This is a genomic window from Streptococcus sp. FDAARGOS_520 (genome assembly GCF_003812685.1).
GTDB lineage: Bacteria > Bacillota > Bacilli > Lactobacillales > Streptococcaceae > Streptococcus > Streptococcus agalactiae.
The window spans coordinates 1,325,135-1,350,686 of record NZ_CP033810.1 but is presented as its reverse complement, the minus strand read 5'-3'; the positions used below and the strand labels follow the sequence as shown (position 1 = coordinate 1,350,686).

Here is a 25,552-nt window from a genome sequence, read left to right as displayed (position 1 = left end):
GACGACCTGATTGTTTAATACTTGTATACTTTTCCATAATCATATTTTAGCATAGCTATTTCACTAAAACAAAGAGCAGGCTTATAAAGTTAAGGTTTACATTTTACTTATTTTTGGATATAATAACCTTAACGGATAAGTAGTATAATAGTTCTTTTCAGAGAGTCTGCGGTCGTTGCGAGCAGATAAGATTGTTTTATGAAATTCTACCGTGTTCCATTTATGGGAAATAATTTAATCAATCAATCAAGTGCACTTCTGTGAAGCTGGATGGAACCGCGCCTTTGCGCTCCAGCATGACAGGGTGTTTTTTAGTATAAAGGAGATTCCTATATGTTAGACTTAAAACGTATTCGTACAGATTTTGATGTTGTCGCTAAAAAATTGGCCACGCGTGGTGTTGACCAAGAAACATTAACAACCCTTAAAGAACTTGATATAAAACGCCGTGAACTACTTATCAAAGCTGAAGAGGCGAAAGCGCAACGTAATGTTGCTTCTGCTGCCATTGCTCAAGCAAAACGAAATAAAGAGAATGCAGACGAGCAAATCGCAGCTATGCAAACACTTTCCGCTGATATCAAAGCAATTGATGCGGAATTGGCAGATGTGGATGCTAATTTACAATCAATGGTGACCGTACTTCCTAATACACCAGCTGATGATGTGCCGCTTGGAGCAGACGAGGATGAAAATGTTGAAGTTCGTCGCTGGGGAACTCCTCGTGAATTTGATTTTGAGACCAAAGCTCACTGGGATTTAGGTGAAAGCCTTGGAATTCTCGATTGGGAACGTGGTGCAAAAGTTACTGGCTCTCGCTTCCTCTTCTACAAAGGTCTAGGTGCTCGTTTAGAGCGTGCTATCTACAGCTTCATGCTGGATGAACACGCTAAGGAGGGGTACACTGAAGTGATCCCTCCTTATATGGTTAACCACGATTCAATGTTCGGTACGGGACAATATCCAAAGTTCAAGGAAGATACTTTCGAATTAGCAGATAGCCCATTCGTACTTATCCCAACAGCTGAAGTTCCTTTAACAAACTATTATCGTGATGAAATTATCGATGGGAAAGAATTACCTATATACTTTACTGCCATGAGTCCATCATTCCGTTCAGAAGCAGGCTCTGCAGGACGTGACACACGTGGATTAATTCGCCTTCATCAATTCCATAAAGTAGAAATGGTGAAATTTGCCAAGCCTGAGGAATCATACCAAGAATTAGAAAAAATGACAGCAAATGCTGAAAATATTCTTCAAAAACTTAATCTCCCATACCGTGTCATTACCTTGTGTACAGGAGATATGGGATTCTCAGCAGCTAAAACGTATGACTTAGAGGTATGGATTCCCGCTCAAAATACTTATCGAGAAATTTCTTCATGTTCTAATACTGAAGATTTCCAAGCACGTCGTGCTCAAATTCGTTACCGTGACGAAGTTGATGGCAAAGTTAGGTTGCTTCATACTTTAAATGGTTCAGGACTTGCAGTTGGACGTACTGTAGCAGCAATCCTCGAAAATTATCAAAATGAAGATGGTTCTGTGACTATCCCAGAAGTTCTTCGTCCATATATGGGTAATATCGATATTATTAAACCAAATTAGGCACTCTAAAATGAGTTGGTATACCAACTCATTTTTTCTATGAACTTAGCTAATAGTTTGACAAACTTGATAGTAAGGTAACACTTTCTCAAAGCCTTCTAACAATCGTTGCAGAATATTTTCTAAGCTCTGGTTTTCAGTCAAAAGAACGTCATATTTTACCAATACTTTCCTTACCTTCCCTGACTTAATTTCTTGCATTAAACGTTGACGATTTTCCTCATTGCCTTCTTCTCGATGAGTTTCACCTTGCCTTTGGACCATAAAATACAATGGAGAGGCAATCGGAATCGATAACACTCTAGCCTGCTTCTCGAGTGTCTTATCAGATTTTTGCCTCTCTACAAAGCTTACCTCAAGGCTAACCCCAAAACTATCTTTTACACCATAAACCCTTAGCGCAACAGCCACATCATCTAATTGGTCTGTATCCTTTCGATAATAAACCCAAAAATGTGGACGCCCTACTTGAGCTTGATTAGCCCAATTACTCACTCTTTGCATTTTAAAGCCATCCATACGTTGTTCTAAGGCTCTTGATAACTCTGTAAAGCTATTCCTAGCAAGTTGGCCCTTTGCCTTAAAAGTTTGCATATCGTCCTTTAAAGGGCCTGCCTTCTCAGGCATAATATACTTCATTGATTGGAATTCTAAATAATCATTTAATTCTTGATACATTCTTTTTCTCCATGTAAACAATAGTTAAGTTTTCACGATTATATATATCTATACATACTTTCAAGTTCTTTTAAAGTATTTCTAGCGAAGCCTCGTTGCTAGAAACAAGGTCTAATCGCAATTATAACTAACCAAGCTTTACTTTCTTCATCACTTAATGGAACTCTTTAAAAACCAATCTTTTCATAGCCTTCTAAAATCTAATAATAGCTATTTTTTCTAGAAAATTTCTCTTCAATAACAGATAGAGTCTCAAGTTAAGGAGAGCCTAAATAATGGTACTTAGAATAAAGTGTTCGAAATGACTCTTTCTGAAAATTTTGGATTAGACTACAATCTAAAAATTGGCTAATGCTAGTGTCATTGATATATCTCCTTTTTATCAATTATAACAAAATATGAAACTATAACTATGATAATACCTTGAAAAACTAAATATAGGCTGAGTAAATAACTCAGCCTTTTTCTATTAATATTTTCTAAAACGTTGGTAACGTTGTTCCAATAAATCCTCAAGAGATAATTGTGAGAGCACTTCTAACTCTGAAATTAAACTTGTCTTAATCATATCGACAATCTCACTTGAAAAATAACCATGTTCAGGGATTACTTTGTCTACAACTTCCATATGGTAAAGTTCTCCAGCAGTCATCTTCATTAATTGTGCTGCTTCTGTTGTTCTTGTACCATCTTTCCATAAAATAGAGGCAAAGCCCTCAGGACTTAAAATAGAATAAACAGTATGTTCCAACATCCAAACCTTATCGGCAACAGCTAAAGCTAATGCTCCTCCAGAACCCCCTTCACCAATAATAATAGCTATAATAGGGACTTTTAAATCACTCATTTCTAAGAGGTTTCTAGCAATTGCTTCACCCTGACCTCGCTCCTCAGCACCTACCCCAGGATATGCTCCAGCAGTATTGATGAAGGTTATAACAGGTCTTCCAAACTTCTCAGCTTGTTTCATTAAACGTAAAGCCTTACGATAACCTTCAGGATGTGGTTGACCAAAATGACGGTCTAAATTATCTTGAAGGTTCTTACCTTTTTGAATACCGACAATCGTCACAGGACGCCCTGCCAAGTACCCCAAACCTCCTATAATTGATTTGTCATCTGCGAACTGGCGATCACCATGAAGTTCCATAAAATTATCAAAAATCAATTCAGCGTAGTCAAGAGCAGTTAGCCTCCCTTGATCACGCGCATCTTTTAAAATTCTTGTCACATCATTATTCATGACCAACCTCATTTCCATGGAAAGCAATTAGTTGAGCAATGCAGTCGCGTAATTCTGTTCGATTTATAATAGCATCGACAAAACCATGTTCTAACAAAAACTCTGCCTTTTGAAAGCCTTCAGGTAAATCTTCTCTCACTGTTGTTTCGATAACACGACGACCAGCAAAACCAACCAACGCTTGTGGCTCAGCCAGAATAATATCACCTTCCATAGCAAAACTCGCAGTAACGCCGCCGGTTGTTGGGTCTGTTAAAATTGTTAAATAAAACAATCCCTGGTTAGAATGGCGTTTAACTGCTGCCGATACTTTTGCCATTTGCATCAAACTCATAATACCTTCTTGCATTCTGGCGCCCCCTGACGCTGTAAAAATAACAATAGGTAATTTCTTTTCAGTTGCTAGCTCAAATAATCTTGTCAACTTTTCGCCTACGACCGTTCCCATAGACGCCATTATAAAATGAGAATCCATAATAGCTAAGGCCGTAGTTTGTCCTTTTATTTTAGCTAAACCTGTCACCACCGCTTCATCTAAGTTAGTCTTTTGACGTGTAGCAGCCAGTTTTTCACGGTAGTTTGGAAAATTCAAAGGATCCTTAGTTTCAATTCCTGTAAATAATTCCTCAAAACTATCTTCGTCAACTGTTAGCAACAGACGTTCTTGCGCTGAAATTCTAAAGTTGTAAGAACAAGCTGGACAAATCTTTGCTAATCCTAAATCTTTCTGATAAATCATATGTTTACAAGAAGGACACTTAGCAAAGAGTTCATCAGGAACCTCAGGAAGACTACGTTTATCAGAAGACCCTAATGCTTTGTTTGGACTAATACGGATATATTTATCCTTTTTACTAAATAAAGCCATCTTCCCTCCTATTGATTGTTACCATAATACCTTGGTAAAAAGTCTTCCATCAGGAATGAAGTATCATAATCCCCAGCCAAGACTTTTTTATCAGAAATGAGATCCATTTGAAATTCTGTATTTGTTACAATACCATCAATTTCAAGCTCATATAAGGCACGTTGCATTTTCATAAGTGCATCAAAACGATTTTCTCCGTGAACAATTACTTTCGCAATCATACTATCGTAATAAGGAGGAATAGTGTAGCCTGTGTAAACCGCTGAATCGACACGTAAGCCCATACCGCCAGCAGGTAGATGTAACCCATTAATGGTACCTGGACATGGCGCAAAATTAAATTGTGGATTCTCTGCGTTAATACGACATTCAATCGCATGACCAGTTAACTTAATATCATTTTGAGAAACTGATAAAGGAATTCCAGCAGCGATACGAATCTGCTCTTTAACGATGTCAACACCCGTTACAAATTCTGTAACAGGGTGTTCTACTTGAACACGAGTATTCATTTCCATGAAATAGAACTGTCCACTATTCTCATCTAACAAAAACTCAATTGTTCCTGCATTTTCATAAGATACAGCCTCAGCTGCACGAACAGCTGCTTCACCAATTTGTTGACGCAGAGTGTTACCTATTGCCACAGACGGACTTTCTTCCAATACCTTCTGATTGTTACGCTGCAGAGAACAATCACGTTCTCCTAGGTGAACTATCTTACCAAAGCTATCTCCAAGTATTTGTACTTCAATATGTCTAGCTGGGTATATAACTTTTTCAATATACATAGCACCATTACCGAACGCAGCCAAAGCCTCCTGTGAAGCAGACTCAAAAGCAGGCTTCAATTCATCTGCTGATTTGACCTTCCTAATTCCTTTTCCACCGCCACCGGCTGAGGCTTTTAACATCAATGGATAGCCGATTTCCTCAGCAATTGATACAGCTTCTTCTACACTTGTAACTTGACCATCTGATCCTGGGATAACCGGAACATCAGCTTTTATCATCTCTGTACGAGCATTGATTTTATCACCCATTTTATCCATAACTTCTCCAGATGGACCAATGAATTTTAAGTTCATCTCTTCACACATAGTAGCAAATTTAGAATTTTCACTCAAAAACCCAAAACCTGGATGAACAGCTTCCGCTCCAGTCACAATAGCAGCAGATAATATAGCATTAACGTTTAAATAAGATTCTGCTGATTTGGCTGGTCCAACACAAATAGCTTCATCTGCTAAAATTGTGTGCAATGATTCCTTGTCAGCCTCCGAATAGATAGCAACTGTCGAAATTCCCATTTCACGGGCTGCACGAATGATACGTACTGCAATTTCTCCGCGATTAGCAATCAATATTTTCTTAAACATTTTTGATGCTTCTCTCCCTCTAAATTCAATACTATCTTCAATTGCCTATTGCAAATGTTAACGTTCCACTGGCAGCTAATTTCCCATCAACTTCTGCTATTGCTTCAACAACGGCTATAGTTCCTCTACGTTTGACAAACTTAGCAGTCATAACTAATTGATCTCCTGGAACAACTTGCTTTTTAAATTTCACTTTATCCATACCTGCATAAAAAACAAGCTTTCCTTTGTTTTCTTCTTTAGATAATTCTAAAACACCTGCAGTTTGAGCCAAAGCTTCCATAATTAAAACGCCTGGCATTACAGGATATTCTGGAAAATGACCATTGAAAAAAGGCTCATTGATACTAACATTTTTGATAGCGACTATCTCATCTTCTGATACCTCTAAAACACGATCCACTAATAACATTGGATAGCGGTGAGGTAAAGCCTCACGAATTTCTTTTATATCAATCATTTGATTCGTACCAATCCTTTACCAAATTCAATAACTTCTTCATTGGCTACAAGAATTTCAGTAACTACACCATCATGGGGAGCAGGCACTTCATTCATCACCTTCATTGCCTCAATAATCATCAAAGTTTGTCCCTTCTTCACGCTATCACCTACTGAAACAAAGTTAGGTTTATCTGGTCCAGAAGCTAAATAAGCAACCCCAACTAAAGGACTTTCGACAACGTCACCTTCTGCAACAGTCACAGTCGACTCTGGGATTTCTGAAACTACTTCAGTAGCTTGTTTCGTTTGCTCACCTGCTTCATTAGAGACAGGAGTTGCTATAGTTGGAGTCGCTTCAGGTTGATGACTCATAGGAGACATAGTTGGGACAAGTGGAGCTTTTCCCTCATTTTTACTAAAAGACAGCTCACCGTCACTTGTTTTGAATGAAAATTCTCTCAGACTTGACTCATCAAATTGAGTCATTAAATCCTTAATCTCTTGAATATCCAATTTAATCCTCCCAGCGTTTGAAGGCCAGAACTGCATTGTGTCCTCCAAAACCAAATGTATTTGAAATGGCATAACGAATATCAGCGTCTTGCCCTTGACCAAAAATAACATTCGCTGTAATATCTTCTGATAATTCTGTCGTTCCAGCAGTCATTGGAACATAACTATGACGTATCGCTTCAATAGTTGCAATTGCCTCAACAGCTCCCGCGGCACCCAAAAGATGACCAGTAAAAGATTTAGTCGAAGAAACTGGAACGTCTGTCCCAAGTGCAGCAACAATAGCTTGACTCTCTCCTTTTTCGTTAGCAGGTGTTGAAGTTCCATGAGCATTTACATAGTTAACTTCTTCAGGTTTAATATTAGCTTCAACCAGTGCAAGTTGAATAGCTTTAGTGGCTCCTAAACCTTCTGGATGTGGTGAAGTCATATGATATGCGTCACAAGTGTTACCATAACCAACAACTTCTGCAAGAATAGTAGCTCCTCGTTTTTCAGCGTGTTCTAAACTTTCTAAGACCAACATTCCAGAACCTTCTCCCATGATAAATCCATTGCGATCTTTATCAAATGGAATAGATGCTCTTGATGGATCTTCAGTTGTTGATAATGCTGTAAGACTTTGGAATCCAGCAATGGCAAATTTTGTAATAGCAGCTTCTGCACCACCGACTACCATAATATCTTGAATACCAAATTTTATATTACGGAAAGCATCTCCAATAGCATCATTAGAAGAAGCACAAGCTGTATTAATTGATTTACATACACCATGAGCGCCTAACCTCATCGCAACATTTCCAGCTGCCATATTTGGTAGAGCTTTTGGAAGCGTCATTGGTTTTACGCGTTTTGGCCCTTTTTCATGAAGACGAATCACTTGTTCTTCAATCTCTTGAATCCCTCCAATACCTGATGCAACGATGACACCAAATCGATCTGCATCAATTTCATCTAAATTTAAATTAGCATGTTGAATAGCTTCACTTGAAGCATATAAGGCATAAAGGGAATACATATCAAATCTGTTCAGATCTTTTTTGACAAAATATTTATCAAATGGAAAATCATGAATTTCAGCAGCATTTTTGACCATGAAATCACTTGAATCAAATTTAGTGATAGGTCCAATACCAACATTTCCTTCTTTAAGACTATTCCAAAATTCTTCTGGTGTGTTTCCAATAGGTGAGGTTACACCGTAACCTGTTACTACTACTCGCTGTAATGTCATATTATTTCCTCTTTATCATTGCATCGTCATACCGCCATCAATGGCAATAACTTGTCCTGTAAGGTATTCTTGTTCTGCTAAGAAAGACGCTACCTGCGCTACTTCTTTACCTTTTCCAATACGTTTCATTGGAATTTGAGCTAAAATAGCTTCTTGCATTTTTTCTGGGATAACATCTGTCATATCAGATTCGATAAAGCCTGGAGCAATGGCATTGACACGAATGCCTCGTGCTGCTACTTCTCTGGCAACTGATTTTGTAAAGCCAATTAAACCTGCTTTAGAGGCTGCGTAATTAGCTTGCCCTACATTTCCAGTTAATCCAACGACGCTAGAGATATTAATAATAGCACCTTGACGCGCTTTTGTCATCGGTTTCAAGACTGATTGTGTCATATTAAATGCACCTGTTAAATTAATTTTAAGAACGCTCTCAAAATCTTCAACAGTCATTTTAAGCATCAATTTATCATTAGTAATACCAGCGTTGTTAACGAGCACATCCACGCTACCTAGACTTGCAATAGCTTCTTTAATCATGCGATTAGCATCTTCAAAAGAAGAAACATCTCCTGAAATAGCAATAACTTTTACACCATAATCAGCAAATTCAGCTATTAAGTCTTCTGATATTTCAGAACGTCCATTTAAAACAATATTAGCACCTAATTGTGCAAATTGATGGGCAATTGCAAGGCCGATTCCTCTACTTGAACCCGTAATAAAAATGTTCTTATCTTTTAATTGCATATTTTCCCCTAGTTTAATTCCTTAAGATTATTAAATCCAATTTTATCTTCAACAGAATGTACTGATAATGAGCTATCTATTTTTTTCAAGAAACCTGAGAGTACCTTCCCTGGACCAATTTCAACAACCTGTGTCATTCCCATTTTTTTCATGGTTTCAATAGACTCATCAAAGCGTACAGGTTCCATAACTTGGCGTGCCAATAAAGATTTGATATCGTCTTTTTTCATTATCTGCGCCTCTGTATTTCCAATTACAGGGATTTCAGAAACTGAAAAATGAACTTTATCTAAAACATCGCTCAATTTCTGACTTGCAGGTTTCAATAAAGCAGTGTGAAAAGGACCTGAAACATTCAGAGGAATTAAACGTTTTACTCCTTGTTGTTTTAATTCTTCTACAGCTGCATTTACAGCGATTGACTCTCCCCCTATAACAATTTGCTTTGGAGTATTATAATTTGCAGGACTAACAATACCAAACTGAGAAGCCTTCTTACAAGCATCTTCAATTATTTGACGATCAGCATTTAAAACTGCTACCATTTTGCCACTACCAGCAGGTGCTGCTGCTTCCATTAGTTGGCCTCGTCTAGCAACAAGTACTACAGCATCTTCAAATCTTATAGCACCTGAAGCAACTAAAGCACTGTATTCTCCCAAAGAAAGTCCTGCAACCATATCTGGTCTAAGTTCAATTTCTTTAAGAATTAAACGATAAATAGCAGTCGAAGTCGTTAGAATAGCTGGTTGCGTATATTTCGTCTGATTTAATTTGTCTAAGTCTTTATCAATCAATTCTCTCAAATCATATCCTAAAACATGACTTGCCTTATCAAAAGTTTCTTTAACAATCGGGAAAGTTTCATATAAATCTCTAGCCATTCCTAACTTTTGAGCACCTTGACCAGCAAATAGAAATGAAACTTTATTCATAGTGTCTCCTTATTTGTATTTATAAATCTGACCAGCGGCTTGCCTCAGAAAGAATAACTTGACGCGCTCCTGAATAAATATCTTCAAGAATCTCTTGACAAGTCTCTTCTGATTTAATTAATCCTGCAATTTGTCCTGCCATAACTGAACCATTAATAACATCCCCATCAACAACTGCATTGCGAAGAGCTCCCGCTCCTAATTCTTCAATCTCATTGATTGAAATACGGCCAGCTAAATAATCTTTTTCTGCTTGGCTATAGGTTGTTACTAGTTTATTTTTTAAGGCACGAACTGGATGACCTACTACCTGAGCAGAAACAGCAGTGTCGATATCTTTTGCTTTTAAGATTTTTGCTTTGTAATTAGGGTGAGCATTAGATTCTTTAGCAACAACAAAACGAGTTCCTACCTGAACAGCATCAGCTCCTAACATGAAACCCGCAGCAGCCCCACGCCCATCTGCTATACCACCTGCGGCAATGACTGGAATTGTAACAGCATCAACAACCTGTCGTACTAATGTCATCGTGGTCAGTTTTCCGATGTGACCACCCGCTTCCATTCCTTCTGTAATGATAGCATCAGCCCCTAATTTCTCCATACGTTTTGCTAATGCAACACTAGGAACAACAGGGATTACTGTTATACCTGCTTCATGAAAGCGCTCCATGTACTTACCAGGATTACCTGCACCCGTCGTTACAACTTTTACACCTTCTTCAATAACCAAATCAACAATATCATCTACAAAAGGTGATAAAAGCATAATATTCACACCAAAGGGTTTATCAGTCATAGATTTTATTTTATCAATATTTGCTTTGACAACCTCTTTAGGGGCATTTCCTCCACCAATAATACCTAGACCACCTGCCTTAGAAACTGCTCCTGCAAGATCTCCATCAGCGACCCACGCCATACCCCCTTGAAAAATTGGATATTTTATATTTAGTAATTCTGTTATACGTGTTTTCATTTTTCTTTCCTAAAATTAATAATTTGACAATCAAACTATATTGATAAGAAGAAGAGTGAGTACCGATCAACGATTGATTGAATACTCACTCTAATAAGTGATTTGGTAAGAATATCTTTTATTATCACTTGCTTCTTTTTTTCTTACGACTTAATTATTTTACTTTTTCTTCAACATAAGCAACTAAATCACCAACAGTATTTAGTCCTTCTTCTGTCTCAATTTGGATATCAAATGCATCTTCAATTTCTGAAATCACTTGGAAAACATCAAGCGAATCAGCATCAAGATCGTCAAAAGTAGTGTTCAACGTTACTTCTTCTGCATCTTTACCAAGTTCTTCAACAATAATTTCTTGTACTTTTTCAAATACTGCCATTTTTAGCTCCTTAAATTTTAAATAATCTTTTATAAATGTGCTATGCACTATATATAACTAAATTTTAACAATTAGACTTCCCCATGTCAAACCTCCACCGAAACCCGATAAGAGGATTGTTTGGTTACCATCTAGTTTCAACAAACCGTTCTCATAAGATTCTGAAAGTAAAATAGGGATACTAGCTGCACTAGTATTACCATAATCCATCATATTCTCTGGAAATTTATCACGTGCTATATCAATTTTTCGAGACATCTTATCTAAAATCCTTCGATTCGCTTGGTGTAAGAAAAGATAATCAATATCTTCTTTTTCCAAATAAGATGTTTCTATAAGATGATTGATACTTTTTGAAACTTCTTTGATAGCAAAATCAAAGATTGCTCTACCATCCATTTTCAAAAATTTATCATCAAGTACTTCATCTGAGAAAGGTGAATTTAACCCGACTTGACTGGATTGAAGTCCCTGACGACTACCATCTGTATTGAGAGACTCTGCAAGAAAATGTTTTTCCTTAGAAGCTTCTAGCAAGACACCTCCAGCTCCATCTCCAAATAAAACTGCTGTCCCTCTATCAGTCCAGTCTAATACTTTAGAAACAGTTTCTGCTCCTATTACTAAACCTTTTTGATAGCTACCTGATGATATCAATTTTTCGGCGGTAGACAAGGCAAAAACAAAACCACTACATGCTGCACTCAAGTCAAAGGCAAAAGCATTACTCGCTCCAATATGAGCTTGCACTCTTGCAGCAGTAGAAGGCATCATAGAGTCTGGTGTCATCGTTGCAACAATAATAAAGTCAATTTGACTAGCGGAATAACCGGATTTTTCAATAAGTTGTTCTGCGACCTTATTTGCCAAATCAGCTGTTGTTTCATTTTTACTAATATGACGTTGTTTTATACCAGTACGTGACGAAATCCAGTCATCACTGGTATCCATGATTAATGATAAATCCTCATTTTTAATAATTTGAGAAGGTGCATAATGTGCAAGTTGACTAATTTTAGCAAAAACCACTAGACTAAGTCCTCCAAAAATTTATGAAGATTCCCTAAAGCGCTCGTCAACATTTTTATGTCTTCTTCACCTAGGTCTTCAATAATATGAGATACCATAGATTTATGAAATTTACTATGCAATCGATCTAATAACCTACCTCTCTTAGTAAGACTCAAGTGAACAACTCGACGATCAATACTTGACCGTTTACGCTCAATGTAGCCTTTTTTTTCTAACTTATTAAGGCTGGTTGTTACAGTTCCCAAAGTTAACATTAATTCTCGAGCGACATCGCTAGGAGTTACCTCAGAATGTTTCCCAATAATTTCAATAGTATGCATTTCTTTTAAAGATACATCGCTAAATTGGCTAGTCTTTAAACTCATTTCCTCAATAATCATGATTCTATTAAAAATGTCAACTAAATAACTATTAATCTGATCGTATTCCAAGATATCACCACCTCACATTAAACTTTGATAATCAAATTATATCAAAGTTCAAACTTATTTGCAAGACTTTAATCTTAAATAATTTGATTTTCAAACTATTTGCCTAAAAAATTAGGACGCCTTCTATCAGCGTGTGCCCGAACACCTTCTTTAAAATCTTGCTTAAAGGCTAATGATTCTTGCAGTTGTAATTCAAGCTTTTTATATTGTTCCCAATCTTTAAAAGCAGCTTCCCAAGCTAATGATTTTATGGCTTGATATGAGTTTATAGAATGTCTACTTAAACGCTTTAATAGTTGATCCTTAATTTTACCTATTTTATCTGATTCACAAAGTTTATAAACAATTCCCAAAGCTTCAGCTTTTTCAGCAGATAAGCTTTCTCCAGTTAAAGCTAGTTGCACTGCACGAGTTATACCGATTGATTTACTAAGTAACAATAAACCTCCTGCATCTGGAGCTAAACCGACACCCACAAAAGCCTGGATAAATTTACTCTTCTTGCTTGCGATAACAAAATCAGCTGCTAATGCAATATTAGCTGCGGCACCAGCTACAGCCCCATCTACACACATAACAACAGGTTTCTCTAGCTGTAGTAAATCATACGATATCTGATTAACTAACTCAGCAATTTTAGTTAATGAGCTAATATCATCGCTCTCAACAGCAGCTTTCATCACTTTTAAATCTCCTCCGATTGAAAAGATTGGTCCTTGTGCTTCAATCACTAAAAACATGACATCTTTATTTTCAGACACAAGCCTTATTGCATCAATAATTTCTTGACACATTGGGATGTTAAAACCATTTGAAATATCTGGTCGATTAAGCATAATAGTGGCCACGTTGCCATCAATACCATATATTATATTTTCGAACTTCAAAATGTCTCCTCTCTTTAAGAGTGAAAGAAAAATAAAAAATAATTTGATTATCAAATTATCATGCTTTGTATTTTATCATAAACCTAGCTTTCATGGCAAGATAAAAAATAAAAAAACGGAATTAAACTTCCCGTTTTTAATAGTTATCTAATTTCACAAAAAATTGACTCAGATCGCTCACTAATACATTAGCCTGCGACTGATTCATTCCAAAGTATTTATCTTCAATAGCCCACACATCAATACCGGCTGCAATACCAGCTGTAATCCCCTTCTCACTGTCTTCTACAATAAGAATTTGCTGTTTAGGAATATCTAAAAGTTCTGCTGCTCTATTATAAATAGCTGGATTAGGTTTACTTTCTGAAAATTCCTCACCAGACAGAATTACCTTAAAATATGTATCCAGATTAAAACTTTCTAATGCTAACATGATATCATGTCTAGTAGAACTTGAAGCTAGACCCAAAAGATAGCCTTTGTGATGAAGCTTTTCAATGACTCTTTTACAATCCTGAAAAATTAAATCTTTGTATGGCAAGGGATTATCCTCTTTATAGCGACTATAATCTTGTTGGAGCTTATCAATATCCCAGGTATCATATTGATCACCTAAAACAGATTTCCAAACCTGCTTCATATTTCCTCCAATAAAAAAATTCATTGGTAAATGGTCAATTGTAATTCCATGTTGTTTTAAAAAACGCTCTCGCCTTTTATAATAAAATAATTCAGTGTCAAATAGAACACCATCCATATCAAATATTATTGCTTTATATTTACACATGTAACTATTATATCATTCTTTTAAATTTAGAGGTAATGACAAATTTTCTGACTTTTGTTATAATTTATCTAAAATTCATTCTTGAGGTAACCTATGAAAGTAGTCAAATTTGGAGGAAGTTCTTTAGCATCTTCCCAACAATTATACAAAGTACTAAATATTATCAAATCAGACTACACTAGACGGTTTGTTGTCGTTTCAGCTCCAGGGAAACGCTACGAAGAAGACTTAAAAATGACAGATGCTTTGATACAATATTATCAAAATTATATTAACGGTAAAGATATTGTTAAAGACCAAACTTGGATTATCAATCGTTATCAAGAAATTATTAGTGATTTGTCTTTAGGAAGCACTATTGCAGAAGAAATTACTCGCTCTATAGAGCAGCTAGCTTCACTTCCCATAGAAAATAATCAGTTTTTATATGATTGTTTTTTAGCAGCCGGTGAAGATAACAACGCAAAGTTAGTTGCAACGTTTTTTAATCAAAATGACATTCCTGCAAGATATGTTCATCCAAACGAAGCAGGAATTATTGTAACTAAAGAACCATGTAATGCACGAATTATTCCAGGAAGTTATGATAAGATTGAGAACTTATGTCTATACAATGAGGTTCTTGTTATCCCTGGATTTTTTGGAGTCACAGAAGATAACCAAATTTGTACCTTTTCAAGAGGGGGATCTGACATTACTGGATCCCTAATTGCAGCAGGCATAAAAGCAGACCTTTATGAGAACTTCACAGATGTTGATGGTATATTTGCAGCACATCCAGGTGTAGTTAAGAACCCTCACGCTATCCCTGAGCTTACTTATAAAGAAATGCGTGAATTAGCCTATGCGGGTTTTTCGGTTTTACATGATGAAGCTTTACTTCCTGCCTATCGTGGCAGAATCCCTCTTGTTATTAAAAATACAAATAATCCCCAACAGCCTGGTACAAAAATAGTTTTAAAGCATACTCGTAGTAACATAGCAGTAACTGGGATCGCTTCTGATAGCCGTTTTGCTAGCATAAACGTATCTAAATACTTAATGAATAGAGAAGTAGGTTTCGGCCGAAAAGTACTACAAATTTTAGAGGATTTAAATATTAGTTTTGAACATATGCCAACTGGCATAGATGATCTATCCATTGTCTTACGTGAAAAAGAATTGACACCAATCAAAGAACAAGAAATCTTAAATTACCTAACTCGTAAACTAGAAGTAGATTACGTTGACATCCAACACAATCTATCTACAATCGTAATTGTAGGTGAAAATATGAAAAGTCAGATTGGAGTCACTGCAACAGCGACACAAGCCTTATCAAGAGAAAAAATCAATATCACCATGATATCACAAGGTTCAAGCGAAGTCTCCATTATGTTCGTTATAAACAGTAAGGATGAAAAAAGAGCTATTAAAGCACTATATGAAACATTCTTCCAAAAATAGTACCTATTACACTACTTACACTATTAGATAGATAACAAATCGTCCTAAGTAAGCTTACTTAGGACGATTTTATTTAGAACATAGGATAGTTTTTCCACTTTTAATCGTAACCACTTGGTATCAGTGACAAATTCGGACAATTAAGATGTTAGCCAATCTTAAGGATAATAATTCCAATAAAAAAAGGCTAACCAAAGTTAGTCTCCCTTTATCTACTCCGCCAGTAGGACTCGAACCTACGACATCATGATTAACAGTCATGCGCTACTACCAACTGAGCTATGGCGGATTATAGCTAAGCGACTACCTTATCTCACAGGGGGCAACCCCCAACTACTTCCGGCGTTCTAGGGCTTAACTTCTGTGTTCGGCATGAGAACAGGTGTATCTCCTAGGCAATTATCACTTAACTATTGAGCCTTATTCACTCAAAATTGAATATCTATAGTCTAACAAGAAACCGTAACGTTGTCAATATCTCTTTTTGGATAAGTCCTCGAGCTATTAGTATTAGTCCGCTAAATGTGTCACCACAATTACACTCCTAACCTATCTACCTGATCATCTCTCAGGGCTCTTACTGATATAAAATCATGGGAAATCTCATCTTGAGGTGGGCTTCGCACTTAGATGCTTTCAGCGCTTATCCCTTCCCTACATAGCTACCCAGCGATGCCTTTGGCAAGACAACTGGTACACCAGCGGTAAGTCCACTCTGGTCCTCTCGTACTAGGAGCAGATCCTCTCAAATTTCCTACGCCCGCGACGGATAGGGACCGAACTGTCTCACGACGTTCTGAACCCAGCTCGCGTGCCGCTTTAATGGGCGAACAGCCCAACCCTTGGGACCGACTACAGCCCCAGGATGCGACGAGCCGACATCGAGGTGCCAAACCTCCCCGTCGATGTGAACTCTTGGGGGAGATAAGCCTGTTATCCCCAGGGTAGCTTTTATCCGTTGAGCGATGGCCCTTCCATACGGAACCACCGGATCACTAAGCCCGACTTTCGTCCCTGCTCGAGTTGTAGCTCTCGCAGTCAAGCTCCCTTATACCTTTACACTCTACGACTGATTTCCAACCAGTCTGAGGGAACCTTTGGGCGCCTCCGTTACCTTTTAGGAGGCGACCGCCCCAGTCAAACTGCCCGTCAGACACTGTCTCCGATAGGGATTGCCTATCTGGGTTAGAGTAGCCATAACACAAGGGTAGTATCCCAACAACGCCTCAAACGAAACTGGCGTCCCGTTATCATAGGCTCCTACCTATCCTGTACATGTGGTACAGATACTCAATATCAAACTGCAGTAAAGCTCCATGGGGTCTTTCCGTCCTGTCGCGGGTAACCTGCATCTTCACAGGTACTAAAATTTCACCGAGTCTCTCGTTGAGACAGTGCCCAAATCATTACGCCTTTCGTGCGGGTCGGAACTTACCCGACAAGGAATTTCGCTACCTTAGGACCGTTATAGTTACGGCCGCCGTTTACTGGGGCTTCAATTCATACCTTCGCTTACGCTAAGCACTCCTCTTAACCTTCCAGCACCGGGCAGGCGTCACCCCCTATACATCATCTTACGATTTAGCAGAGAGCTGTGTTTTGATAAACAGTTGCTTGGGCCTATTCACTGCGGCTGATCTAAAATCAGCGCCCCTTCTCCCGAAGTTACGGGGCCATTTTGCCGAGTTCCTTAACGAGAGTTCTCTCGCTCACCTGAGGCTACTCGCCTCGACTACCTGTGTCGGTTTGCGGTACGGGTAGAGTATATGTATCGCTAGAAGCTTTTCTTGGCAGTGTGACATCACTAACTTCGCTACTAAACTTCGCTCCTCGTCACAGCTCAATGTTAAAGATATAAGCATTTGACTCATATCACACCTCACTGTTTGACCAGACACTTCCAATCGTCTGGTTTAGTTAGCCTACTGCGTCCCTCCATCACTATATACTCTAGTACAGGAATATCAACCTGTTGTCCATCGGATACACCTTTCGGTCTCTCCTTAGGTCCCGACTAACCCAGGGCGGACGAGCCTTCCCCTGGAAACCTTAGTCTTACGGTGGACAGGATTCTCACCTGTCTTGCGCTACTCATACCGGCATTCTCACTTCTATGCGTTCCAGCGCTCCTCACGGTACACCTTCTTCACACATAGAACGCTCTCCTACCATGACACTTTTGTGTCATCCACAGCTTCGGTAATATGTTTTAGCCCCGGTACATTTTCGGCGCAGGGTCACTCGACTAGTGAGCTATTACGCACTCTTTGAATGAATAGCTGCTTCTAAGCTAACATCCTAGTTGTCTGTGCAACCCCACATCCTTTTCCACTTAACATATATTTTGGGACCTTAGCTGGTGGTCTGGGCTGTTTCCCTTTCGACTACGGATCTTAGCACTCGCAGTCTGACTGCCGATTATATCTCGTTGGCATTCGGAGTTTATCTGAGATTGGTAATCCGGGATGGACCCCTCACCCAAACAGTGCTCTACCTCCAAGAGACTTAACATCGACGCTAGCCCTAAAGCTATTTCGGAGAGAACCAGCTATCTCCAAGTTCGTTTGGAATTTCTCCGCTACCCACAAGTCATCCAAGCACTTTTCAACGTGCCCTGGTTCGGTCCTCCAGTGAGTTTTACCTCACCTTCAACCTGCTCATGGGTAGGTCACATGGTTTCGGGTCTACAACATGATACTATGACGCCCTATTAAGACTCGGTTTCCCTACGGCTCCGTCTCTTCAACTTAACCTCGCATCATATCGTAACTCGCCGGTTCATTCTACAAAAGGCACGCTCTCACCCATTAACGGGCTCGAACTTGTTGTAGGCACACGGTTTCAGGTTCTATTTCACTCCCCTCCCGGGGTGCTTTTCACCTTTCCCTCACGGTACTGGTTCACTATCGGTCACTAGAGAGTATTTAGGGTTGGGAGATGGTCCTCCCAGATTCCGACGAGATTTCGCGTGTCTCGCCGTACTCAGGATACTGCTAAGGTTAATCTATCATTTTAAATACGAGGCTGTTACTCTCTTTGGCTTACCTTCCCAGGTAATTCTTCTATAATGATTAATCCTATATCGCAGTCCTACAACCCCGAAGTGTAAACACTTCGGTTTGCCCTCCTGCCGTTTCGCTCGCCGCTACTAAGGCAATCGCTTTTGCTTTCTCTTCCTGCAGCTACTTAGATGTTTCAGTTCACTGCGTCTTCCTTCTCATATCCTTAACAGATATGGATACTAGTCATTAACTAGTGGGTTCCCCCATTCGGACATCTCTGGATCAGCGCTTACTTACAGCTCCCCAAAGCATTTCGTCGTTAGTCACGTCCTTCTTCGGCTTCTAGTGCCAAGGCATCCACCGTGCGCCCTTATTAACTTAACCTTATTAACCTAGTTTCTTTAAAACTAGAAAACTCATTAAATATTCACAGCGTTTTCGGTTTATTTCTTGTTACTTTCTACAATCTATTTCTAGATCGTGGAATTTGATATAGATATTCAATTTTCAATGAACAATTTGAACCTTTCGATTCAATGGAGCCTAGCGGGATCGAACCGCTGACCTCCTGCGTGCAAAGCAGGCGCTCTCCCAGCTGAGCTAAGGCCCCACAAGACCTCTCAAAACTAAACAAGACGCAAATGGCAGGTTCCTTATCCTTAGAAAGGAGGTGATCCAGCCGCACCTTCCGATACGGCTACCTTGTTACGACTTCACCCCAATCATCTATCCCACCTTAGGCGGCTGGCTCCTAAAAGGTTACCTCACCGACTTCGGGTGTTACAAACTCTCGTGGTGTGACGGGCGGTGTGTACAAGGCCCGGGAACGTATTCACCGCGGCGTGCTGATCCGCGATTACTAGCGATTCCGACTTCATGTAGGCGAGTTGCAGCCTACAATCCGAACTGAGATTGGCTTTAAGAGATTAGCTTGCCGTCACCGGCTTGCGACTCGTTGTACCAACCATTGTAGCACGTGTGTAGCCCAGGTCATAAGGGGCATGATGATTTGACGTCATCCCCACCTTCCTCCGGTTTATTACCGGCAGTCTCGCTAGAGTGCCCAACTTAATGATGGCAACTAACAATAGGGGTTGCGCTCGTTGCGGGACTTAACCCAACATCTCACGACACGAGCTGACGACAACCATGCACCACCTGTCACTTCTGCTCCGAAGAGAAAGCCTATCTCTAGGCCGGTCAGAAGGATGTCAAGACCTGGTAAGGTTCTTCGCGTTGCTTCGAATTAAACCACATGCTCCACCGCTTGTGCGGGCCCCCGTCAATTCCTTTGAGTTTCAACCTTGCGGTCGTACTCCCCAGGCGGAGTGCTTAATGCGTTAGCTGCGGCACTAAGCCCCGGAAAGGGCCTAACACCTAGCACTCATCGTTTACGGCGTGGACTACCAGGGTATCTAATCCTGTTTGCTCCCCACGCTTTCGAGCCTCAGCGTCAGTTACAGACCAGAGAGCCGCTTTCGCCACCGGTGTTCCTCCATATATCTACGCATTTCACCGCTACACATGGAATTCCACTCTCCCCTTCTGCACTCAAGTCCTCCAGTTTCCAAAGCGTACAATGGTTAAGCCACTGCCTTTAACTTCAGACTTAAAGAACCGCCTGCGCTCGCTTTACGCCCAATAAATCCGGACAACGCTCGGGACCTACGTATTACCGCGGCTGCTGGCACGTAGTTAGCCGTCCCTTTCTGGTTAGTTACCGTCACTTGGTAGATTTTCCACTCCTACCAACGTTCTTCTCTAACAACAGAGCTTTACGATCCGAAAACCTTCTTCACTCACGCGGCGTTGCTCGGTCAGACTTCCGTCCATTGCCGAAGATTCCCTACTGCTGCCTCCCGTAGGAGTCTGGGCCGTGTCTCAGTCCCAGTGTGGCCGATCACCCTCTCAGGTCGGCTATGTATCGTCGCCTTGGTGAGCCTTTACCTCACCAACTAGCTAATACAACGCAGGTCCATCTCACAGTGAAGCAATTGCTCCTTTTAAATAACTAACATGTGTTAATTACTCTTATGCGGTATTAGCTATCGTTTCCAATAGTTATCCCCGCTATGAGGCAGGTTACCTACGCGTTACTCACCCGTTCGCAACTCATCAGTCTAGTGTAAACACCAAACCTCAGCGTTCTACTTGCATGTATTAGGCACGCCGCCAGCGTTCGTCCTGAGCCAGGATCAAACTCTCATTAAAAGTTTGAGCTTTGCTCTTTTCTGTCTCGCTGACAGATTTATTGTTTTTTTGTCATTGACGGATTTACAATGTAAATCCACCCTGCACATTCGTTCGTCTTGTTCAGTTTTCAAAGGTCTTTGCCTCTCTTGAGACAACTTCTATATTCTAGCAAACTTATTCTGCTTTGTCAACTACTTTTTTTAAGTTGTTTATAAAATGATAATACAATATTAGGTTCGCTTAAGAACTCATTTAGTATACTATAATTTTTTATTTGTTGTCAATAGGTTTTAAAAAAATCTCAGAGAAAACCCTGAGATTTTTTAAATTATGTTACAAAGTTAATTTCCTTTAGCTTCAATTAAACCTAGTTCGCCATCTTCACGCTTGTAAAGGACATTTGTCGTATTATCTTCTGCATCTGTATAGATAAAGAAATCATGACCTAAAAGTTCCATTTGCAACAATGCTTCCTCAACATCCATTGGTTTTAGATTAACATTCTTAGTACGTACAATTCTTTGGCTTACTGCTTCTTCATCTGGCTCAGCCTCAAATTCTGTTGTGAAAACTTGACTTGCTGGAATCTTTTCACGATATTTTTTCGCAATTTTAGTTTTATTTTTACGAATTTGACGCTCAATTTTATCAACAACTAAGTCAATTGACCCATACATATCTTGTGAAACATCTTCTGCTCGTAAAGTAATAGAATCTATTAAGATTGTTACTTCAACTTTTGCGGTCTTCTCTCTGTATACTTTGAGGTTGACTCTAGTATCTAATTCTTGTGCTTCATTAAAGTATTTTTCAACTTTAGAGAGTTTGGTCTCAACATACTCACGAATAGCTTCTGTTACTTCGATGTTTTCACCACGAATACTGTATTTAATCATATGAGTACCTCTTTCTTGCGTTGTTAACGCTTTCTATACTCTTATTATAACCGCTTTCATGAAAATTTGCAAGATTTTAGCGTGCTAATGAAAAACTTTTTATATTTTTTATACCTTTTTCTTCTAATAGTTTCCTGATTTGTGCTATTGTTGCGCCTGTTGTATAAATATCATCAACAATTAAAAGGTTGTCCCCTAACTCAGCCTCATTTTTTAATGTAAATTGCTGAACTTGTTTGAGTCTTTCTTCTTTATTATTAGCCGATTGCTTACCTCCATCTTTTTTAGAAAGAATATTTTTGTAAGGTATATTTGCCGATTGTAGAAAAGCAATCACTTGATTAAATTGCCTATTTTGGTATCCTTCATGACTCAAGGGAACTGGCACTATAGTGTAGCCCTTATACTTTTTTAGAGCAGCTTTTATTTCTTTTGTAAAAACATCTTTCAACAAATAATCCCCTTGAAATTTAAAAAGAGAAAAATATTTTTTCATTGCTTCATTGTATCTATAAAGGGAAAAATGATTTACCTCTATACCTTTTTTACCCCAATAAATACAATCTTGACATTGTTTTTGGGGAATTTGCTTGCAACATGTTTGGCAACCCATCTCCCTACTAAGTGCTTCAAAACTACCCTTGCACGTTTGACAAATTACGTTTTGCTTTGGTTTTAGAAGCATAAGTTCCACAAAAGTTAATTGCGATAAATCTATTTCATGACATAACAAACAAGTCATTAAAATCCTCCTATATGATTCATGTTTTTAATCTCCTTTATAGCTTGGTGCATCGATTTACTTTTCCCATCATGAAGGAAGTAAAGGAGCCCTTCGGGCCTTTCTAATGCTCTTCCAACTCTTCCTGAAATTTGTACCAAGGAACTTTTCGTAAACAAATGATGATTTGCTTGTATAACAAAAACGTCGACGCTAGGGAAAGTTACTCCTCTCTCTAGAATGGTAGTTGACACTAGGATAGACAATTTGTTATCTCGAAAATCTTGCACTAACTTTAACCTAGATGTGCTCTTACTTGAAACAAAACCAATTTTTTCCATAGGAAAGGCTTGTCTTAAAATTTCGGTGAATACCTGACCTTCTGAAATATGGGGGAAAAATAATAACAAAGGATATCTCGTTTGTCGCTGTTTATTTATCAACTGATATAATTTGGGAGGTAGTTTTTGTGTCTGCAAGCTTTTCTGGATACCACTTACCCAAACCATCTCGGGTATCACTAACGGATTGGCATGAAATCTCCTAGCTAGATGCAATTTTTTTAGTTCTTTTCTTGCAACTTTTCTTTCTAACTCAGTCGTTGAAGTTGCAGTCAGAAAAATACTTGTTCCGTTTTCCTTTAAGGCCTGTTTTACACCCTGGTATAGTATCGGGTTGTCGACATACGGAAAAGCATCAACTTCATCAACAATTAGCAAATCAAAAGCATGATAAAATTTTAACAATTGATGTGTTGTGGCAATAGTTAAAGGGGATCTCTGATAAGAAGGAGATTCTCCATGCATTAATGTTATGGCACATCTAAAATCGTTTGAAAGTCGCTTATACAATTCTAAACAAACATCAATTCTAGGACTGGCAATACAAACGCTTCCTCCAGTATCAATTACTTTGGCGACAGAGTGGTATATCATTTCTGTTTTACCAGCCCCTGTCACAGCATGAACAAGAAGATTTTCCTTACTTGAAATACCTTTCAACAACTCTTCTGAAACCTCATTTTGATAAGGTGTCAGTTCCCCTTTCCATTTTAAAGAATTCGTTTTAGAAAATGTTTTTTGTGGGAAATAATATAAATTTTCATTACTAGTAACTCTTCCAAAAACTATACATTCTCTACAATAATAATTTCCAGTTGGTAATTGGCAATTTTTAGCAACAGAACTAGAGCATCGGGTACAAATATAGTCGCTTCCTTTCTTTATAAAAGATGGCAAGCTAATTGCAATTTTTCTAAGTTGCTCAGATAATTGTGCTTTTGTCCAAAGCCTACCTAAATAATTTTCCATATTATTTCATTCGGATTTTTTTGCTAAATTTGAAGAATTTTTGTAGAATTTCTCTATGAACTATAAAACGATAAAATCAGACGGAATTGTCGAAGAAGAAATTAAAAAATCGCGATTTATTTGTCATCTAAAGCGAGTAGAGTCCGAAGAGGAGGGGCGTAATTATATTACGCAAATCAAGAAAGCGCACTACAAAGCCAATCATTCGTGTTCAGCTATGGTTATTGGCGAAAAAGGGGATATAAAACGATCTAGTGATGATGGAGAACCTAGTGGTACAGCAGGTATCCCTATGCTAACCGTACTTGAAAAGCAAGGCCTGACAAATGTTGTTGCCGTCGTTACACGGTATTTTGGAGGTATCAAATTAGGCGCAGGGGGGCTTATTCGTGCCTACTCTGGTAGCGTAGCTAATACCATCAAAGAGATCGGGGTAGTAGAAGTTAAAGAACAAATTGGTATTCGTATTCAATTAACTTATCCTCAATATCAAACTTTTGACAACTTCCTAAAAGAGCACCACCTTCAGGAGTTTGAAACAGAATTTTTAGAAGCTGTAACCTGTAAAATATACGTTGACCCTAAGGAATTTGAACACACAATAACTAATTTGACAGAGTTCTACCAAGGAAAAGCTTTGTTAACTGAAGAAGGGAGTCAAATTGTTGAAATTCCCTTTAAGGCTGAAACCGATAAATAATAGCTATCACTTGATAAAGAATTGATATTTTACTTTAATCAATGTGAGTTTTATAATATTCTTAACCAATATCATGAAGAGGTATAGCTTATGTCAAAAATTTATAATTCTATTACAGACTTAATCGGAAATACACCCATTATTCAATTACATCATATTGTTCCAGAAGGAGCTGCAGAGGTGTACGTTAAGTTAGAATCCTTTAACCCAGGTTCATCTGTCAAAGATCGTATCGCTCTAGCTATGATTGAAGATGCAGAGCAAAAAGGGATTCTTAAAGCCGGAGATACAATCGTAGAACCTACATCTGGTAATACAGGTATCGGTTTGGCTTGGGTAGGAAAAGCTAAAGGGTATAATGTTATTATTGTTATGCCAGAAACCATGTCAATTGAACGTCGTAAAATCATTCAAGCCTATGGTGCTCAATTAGTACTAACACCTGGTAGTGAAGGGATGAAGGGAGCTATTGCTAAGGCAAAAGAAATTTCTGCAGAGCAAAATGCTTGGCTACCCCTGCAATTTAATAATCAAGCCAATCCAGAAATCCACGAAAAAACGACTGGTAGGGAAATTATCGAGACTTTTGGTGAAAAAGGTTTAGATGCTTTTATCGCAGGTGTGGGAACTGGTGGGACAATTACTGGTGTCTCTCGTGCATTAAAAAAAGTCAATCCTGATGTCGCTATTTATGCTGTAGAAGCTGATGAATCTGCAATCCTTTCTGGTGAGCAACCTGGGCCTCATAAAATACAAGGGATTTCTGCAGGTTTCATTCCAGAAACATTGGCTACAGATTCTTATGATCATATCATTCGCGTTACATCTGACGATGCTATTGAAACAGGACGTATCATCGGCGGACTAGAAGGTTTCCTCGCAGGAATTTCTGCTTCAGCTGCTATTTATGCTGCTATTGAAGTGGCCAAACAACTAGGAAAAGGGAAAAAGGTTTTAGCTCTTCTCCCTGATAATGGCGAACGTTACTTATCAACAAGCCTGTATGATTTTGAATAACTTTAATCTTCAGTAAACGATAACTAAAAAAGATTAGATATGTTGTCTGATCTTTTTTAGTTTATATCTCTTTAAATACTAGTAAGCCCTATTTAGTTAAAATATTAAAACGACAAA

22 protein-coding genes, 2 tRNA genes and 3 rRNA genes are annotated in these 25,552 nt (G+C 38.6%); 4 read left to right on the top strand and 23 right to left on the bottom strand.

Features of this window, described 5'->3' with window-relative positions:
• The first annotated feature begins 333 nt into the window (after window positions 1-333).
• Window positions 334-1,611: a serine--tRNA ligase gene (serS, locus tag EGX96_RS07215; protein WP_000886193.1), complete on the top strand. Its 1,278-nt coding sequence runs from the start codon at window positions 334-336 to the stop codon at window positions 1,609-1,611.
• Between the two features lie 45 nt (window positions 1,612-1,656).
• Here serS and EGX96_RS07210 read toward each other — a convergent pair whose 3' ends face one another.
• From EGX96_RS07210 to EGX96_RS07135, 15 genes are all read right to left on the bottom strand, one after another.
• On the bottom strand, window positions 1,657-2,289 hold the full coding sequence (locus tag EGX96_RS07210) for an HI_0552 family protein (RefSeq protein ID WP_000284171.1): 633 nt from the start codon (window positions 2,287-2,289) through the stop codon (window positions 1,657-1,659).
• 469 nt (window positions 2,290-2,758) lie between these two features.
• On the bottom strand, window positions 2,759-3,532 hold the full coding sequence (locus EGX96_RS07205; RefSeq protein WP_001058274.1) for an acetyl-CoA carboxylase carboxyl transferase subunit alpha: 774 nt from the start codon (window positions 3,530-3,532) through the stop codon (window positions 2,759-2,761).
• Window positions 3,525-4,400 (bottom strand): acetyl-CoA carboxylase, carboxyltransferase subunit beta, encoded by an 876-nt coding sequence (gene accD, locus EGX96_RS07200; protein ID WP_001173385.1) that lies wholly within the window; start codon window positions 4,398-4,400, stop codon window positions 3,525-3,527. Before accD ends, EGX96_RS07205 begins: the two co-directional genes overlap by 8 nt.
• Before the next feature lie 8 nt (window positions 4,401-4,408).
• Complete coding sequence (accC, locus tag EGX96_RS07195) at window positions 4,409-5,779, bottom strand: acetyl-CoA carboxylase biotin carboxylase subunit (protein ID WP_000473511.1); 1,371 nt, start codon at window positions 5,777-5,779, stop codon at window positions 4,409-4,411.
• A 37-nt stretch (window positions 5,780-5,816) separates the two neighbouring features.
• A complete protein-coding gene (gene fabZ, locus EGX96_RS07190; protein WP_000565430.1) occupies window positions 5,817-6,239 on the bottom strand; it encodes a 3-hydroxyacyl-ACP dehydratase FabZ in 423 nt (140 codons plus the stop codon).
• Window positions 6,236-6,736: an acetyl-CoA carboxylase biotin carboxyl carrier protein gene (accB, locus tag EGX96_RS07185; RefSeq protein WP_000354298.1), complete on the bottom strand. Its 501-nt coding sequence runs from the start codon at window positions 6,734-6,736 to the stop codon at window positions 6,236-6,238. Before accB ends, fabZ begins: the two co-directional genes overlap by 4 nt.
• A gap of 1 nt (window position 6,737) precedes the next feature.
• Window positions 6,738-7,970 (bottom strand): beta-ketoacyl-ACP synthase II, encoded by a 1,233-nt coding sequence (gene fabF / locus EGX96_RS07180; RefSeq protein ID WP_000175070.1) that lies wholly within the window; start codon window positions 7,968-7,970, stop codon window positions 6,738-6,740.
• Window positions 7,971-7,985: 15 nt separating this feature from the next.
• Complete coding sequence (gene fabG / locus EGX96_RS07175; RefSeq protein WP_001176108.1) at window positions 7,986-8,720, bottom strand: 3-oxoacyl-[acyl-carrier-protein] reductase; 735 nt, start codon at window positions 8,718-8,720, stop codon at window positions 7,986-7,988.
• Window positions 8,721-8,728: 8 nt separating this feature from the next.
• Window positions 8,729-9,655: an ACP S-malonyltransferase gene (gene fabD / locus EGX96_RS07170; RefSeq protein ID WP_001045399.1), complete on the bottom strand. Its 927-nt coding sequence runs from the start codon at window positions 9,653-9,655 to the stop codon at window positions 8,729-8,731.
• Between the two features lie 19 nt (window positions 9,656-9,674).
• Window positions 9,675-10,634, bottom strand: a complete 960-nt coding sequence (gene fabK, locus EGX96_RS07165; protein WP_000857467.1) for an enoyl-[acyl-carrier-protein] reductase FabK — start codon at window positions 10,632-10,634, stop codon at window positions 9,675-9,677.
• A 154-nt stretch (window positions 10,635-10,788) separates the two neighbouring features.
• On the bottom strand, window positions 10,789-11,013 hold the full coding sequence (locus EGX96_RS07160; RefSeq protein ID WP_000257836.1) for an acyl carrier protein: 225 nt from the start codon (window positions 11,011-11,013) through the stop codon (window positions 10,789-10,791).
• 57 nt (window positions 11,014-11,070) lie between these two features.
• Complete coding sequence (locus tag EGX96_RS07155; RefSeq protein ID WP_000230695.1) at window positions 11,071-12,042, bottom strand: beta-ketoacyl-ACP synthase III; 972 nt, start codon at window positions 12,040-12,042, stop codon at window positions 11,071-11,073.
• Window positions 12,042-12,476 carry a fatty acid biosynthesis transcriptional regulator FabT gene (gene fabT / locus EGX96_RS07150; RefSeq protein ID WP_000455488.1) on the bottom strand — a complete coding sequence of 145 codons (435 nt, stop codon included), beginning with the start codon at window positions 12,474-12,476 and terminating at the stop codon, window positions 12,042-12,044. The genes EGX96_RS07155 and fabT overlap by 1 nt, the downstream gene beginning before the upstream one ends.
• 95 nt (window positions 12,477-12,571) lie before the next feature.
• Complete coding sequence (locus EGX96_RS07145) at window positions 12,572-13,363, bottom strand: enoyl-CoA hydratase (protein ID WP_000667365.1); 792 nt, start codon at window positions 13,361-13,363, stop codon at window positions 12,572-12,574.
• Between the two features lie 136 nt (window positions 13,364-13,499).
• The gene (locus tag EGX96_RS07135; RefSeq protein ID WP_000335411.1) at window positions 13,500-14,150 is read right to left on the bottom strand and encodes an HAD family hydrolase; all 651 of its coding nucleotides are present in this window, start codon (window positions 14,148-14,150) and stop codon (window positions 13,500-13,502) included.
• 93 nt (window positions 14,151-14,243) lie between these two features.
• Between EGX96_RS07135 and EGX96_RS07130 the strand changes: the two genes are divergently transcribed.
• The gene (locus tag EGX96_RS07130) at window positions 14,244-15,596 is read left to right on the top strand and encodes an aspartate kinase (RefSeq protein WP_000869695.1); all 1,353 of its coding nucleotides are present in this window, start codon (window positions 14,244-14,246) and stop codon (window positions 15,594-15,596) included.
• 215 nt (window positions 15,597-15,811) lie between these two features.
• On the opposite strand, the gene EGX96_RS07125 is transcribed toward EGX96_RS07130, so the two are convergent.
• The 8 genes from EGX96_RS07125 to EGX96_RS07090 all read right to left on the bottom strand — a co-directional run bounded on the left by EGX96_RS07125 (window position 15,812) and on the right by EGX96_RS07090 (window position 23,718).
• A tRNA-Asn gene (locus EGX96_RS07125) sits at window positions 15,812-15,885 on the bottom strand.
• A gap of 5 nt (window positions 15,886-15,890) precedes the next feature.
• Window positions 15,891-16,006 (bottom strand): 5S ribosomal RNA (gene rrf, locus EGX96_RS07120).
• A gap of 74 nt (window positions 16,007-16,080) precedes the next feature.
• Window positions 16,081-18,982: ribosomal RNA gene (locus tag EGX96_RS07115) — 23S ribosomal RNA — on the bottom strand.
• 153 nt (window positions 18,983-19,135) lie between these two features.
• Window positions 19,136-19,208: transfer RNA gene (locus tag EGX96_RS07110), tRNA-Ala, on the bottom strand.
• 53 nt (window positions 19,209-19,261) lie between these two features.
• Window positions 19,262-20,809, bottom strand: a 16S ribosomal RNA gene (locus EGX96_RS07105).
• The 16S, 23S and 5S rRNA genes sit together here with 2 tRNA genes alongside, the layout of an rRNA operon.
• A gap of 323 nt (window positions 20,810-21,132) precedes the next feature.
• Window positions 21,133-21,687, bottom strand: a complete 555-nt coding sequence (hpf, locus tag EGX96_RS07100) for a ribosome hibernation-promoting factor, HPF/YfiA family (RefSeq protein ID WP_000599094.1) — start codon at window positions 21,685-21,687, stop codon at window positions 21,133-21,135.
• Between the two features lie 76 nt (window positions 21,688-21,763).
• Window positions 21,764-22,429: a ComF family protein gene (locus tag EGX96_RS07095; protein WP_000128297.1), complete on the bottom strand. Its 666-nt coding sequence runs from the start codon at window positions 22,427-22,429 to the stop codon at window positions 21,764-21,766.
• Window positions 22,429-23,718 carry a DEAD/DEAH box helicase gene (locus tag EGX96_RS07090; protein ID WP_000432961.1) on the bottom strand — a complete coding sequence of 430 codons (1,290 nt, stop codon included), beginning with the start codon at window positions 23,716-23,718 and terminating at the stop codon, window positions 22,429-22,431. Before EGX96_RS07090 ends, EGX96_RS07095 begins: the two co-directional genes overlap by 1 nt.
• A 55-nt stretch (window positions 23,719-23,773) precedes the next feature.
• On the opposite strand from EGX96_RS07090, the gene EGX96_RS07085 reads away from it, so the two are divergent.
• Entirely contained in the window at window positions 23,774-24,418 is a 645-nt protein-coding gene (locus tag EGX96_RS07085; RefSeq protein WP_001108147.1) for a YigZ family protein, read from the top strand.
• A 90-nt stretch (window positions 24,419-24,508) separates the two neighbouring features.
• Entirely contained in the window at window positions 24,509-25,435 is a 927-nt protein-coding gene (gene cysK, locus EGX96_RS07080; RefSeq protein WP_000036948.1) for a cysteine synthase A, read from the top strand.
• Window positions 25,436-25,552 lie beyond the last annotated feature (117 nt).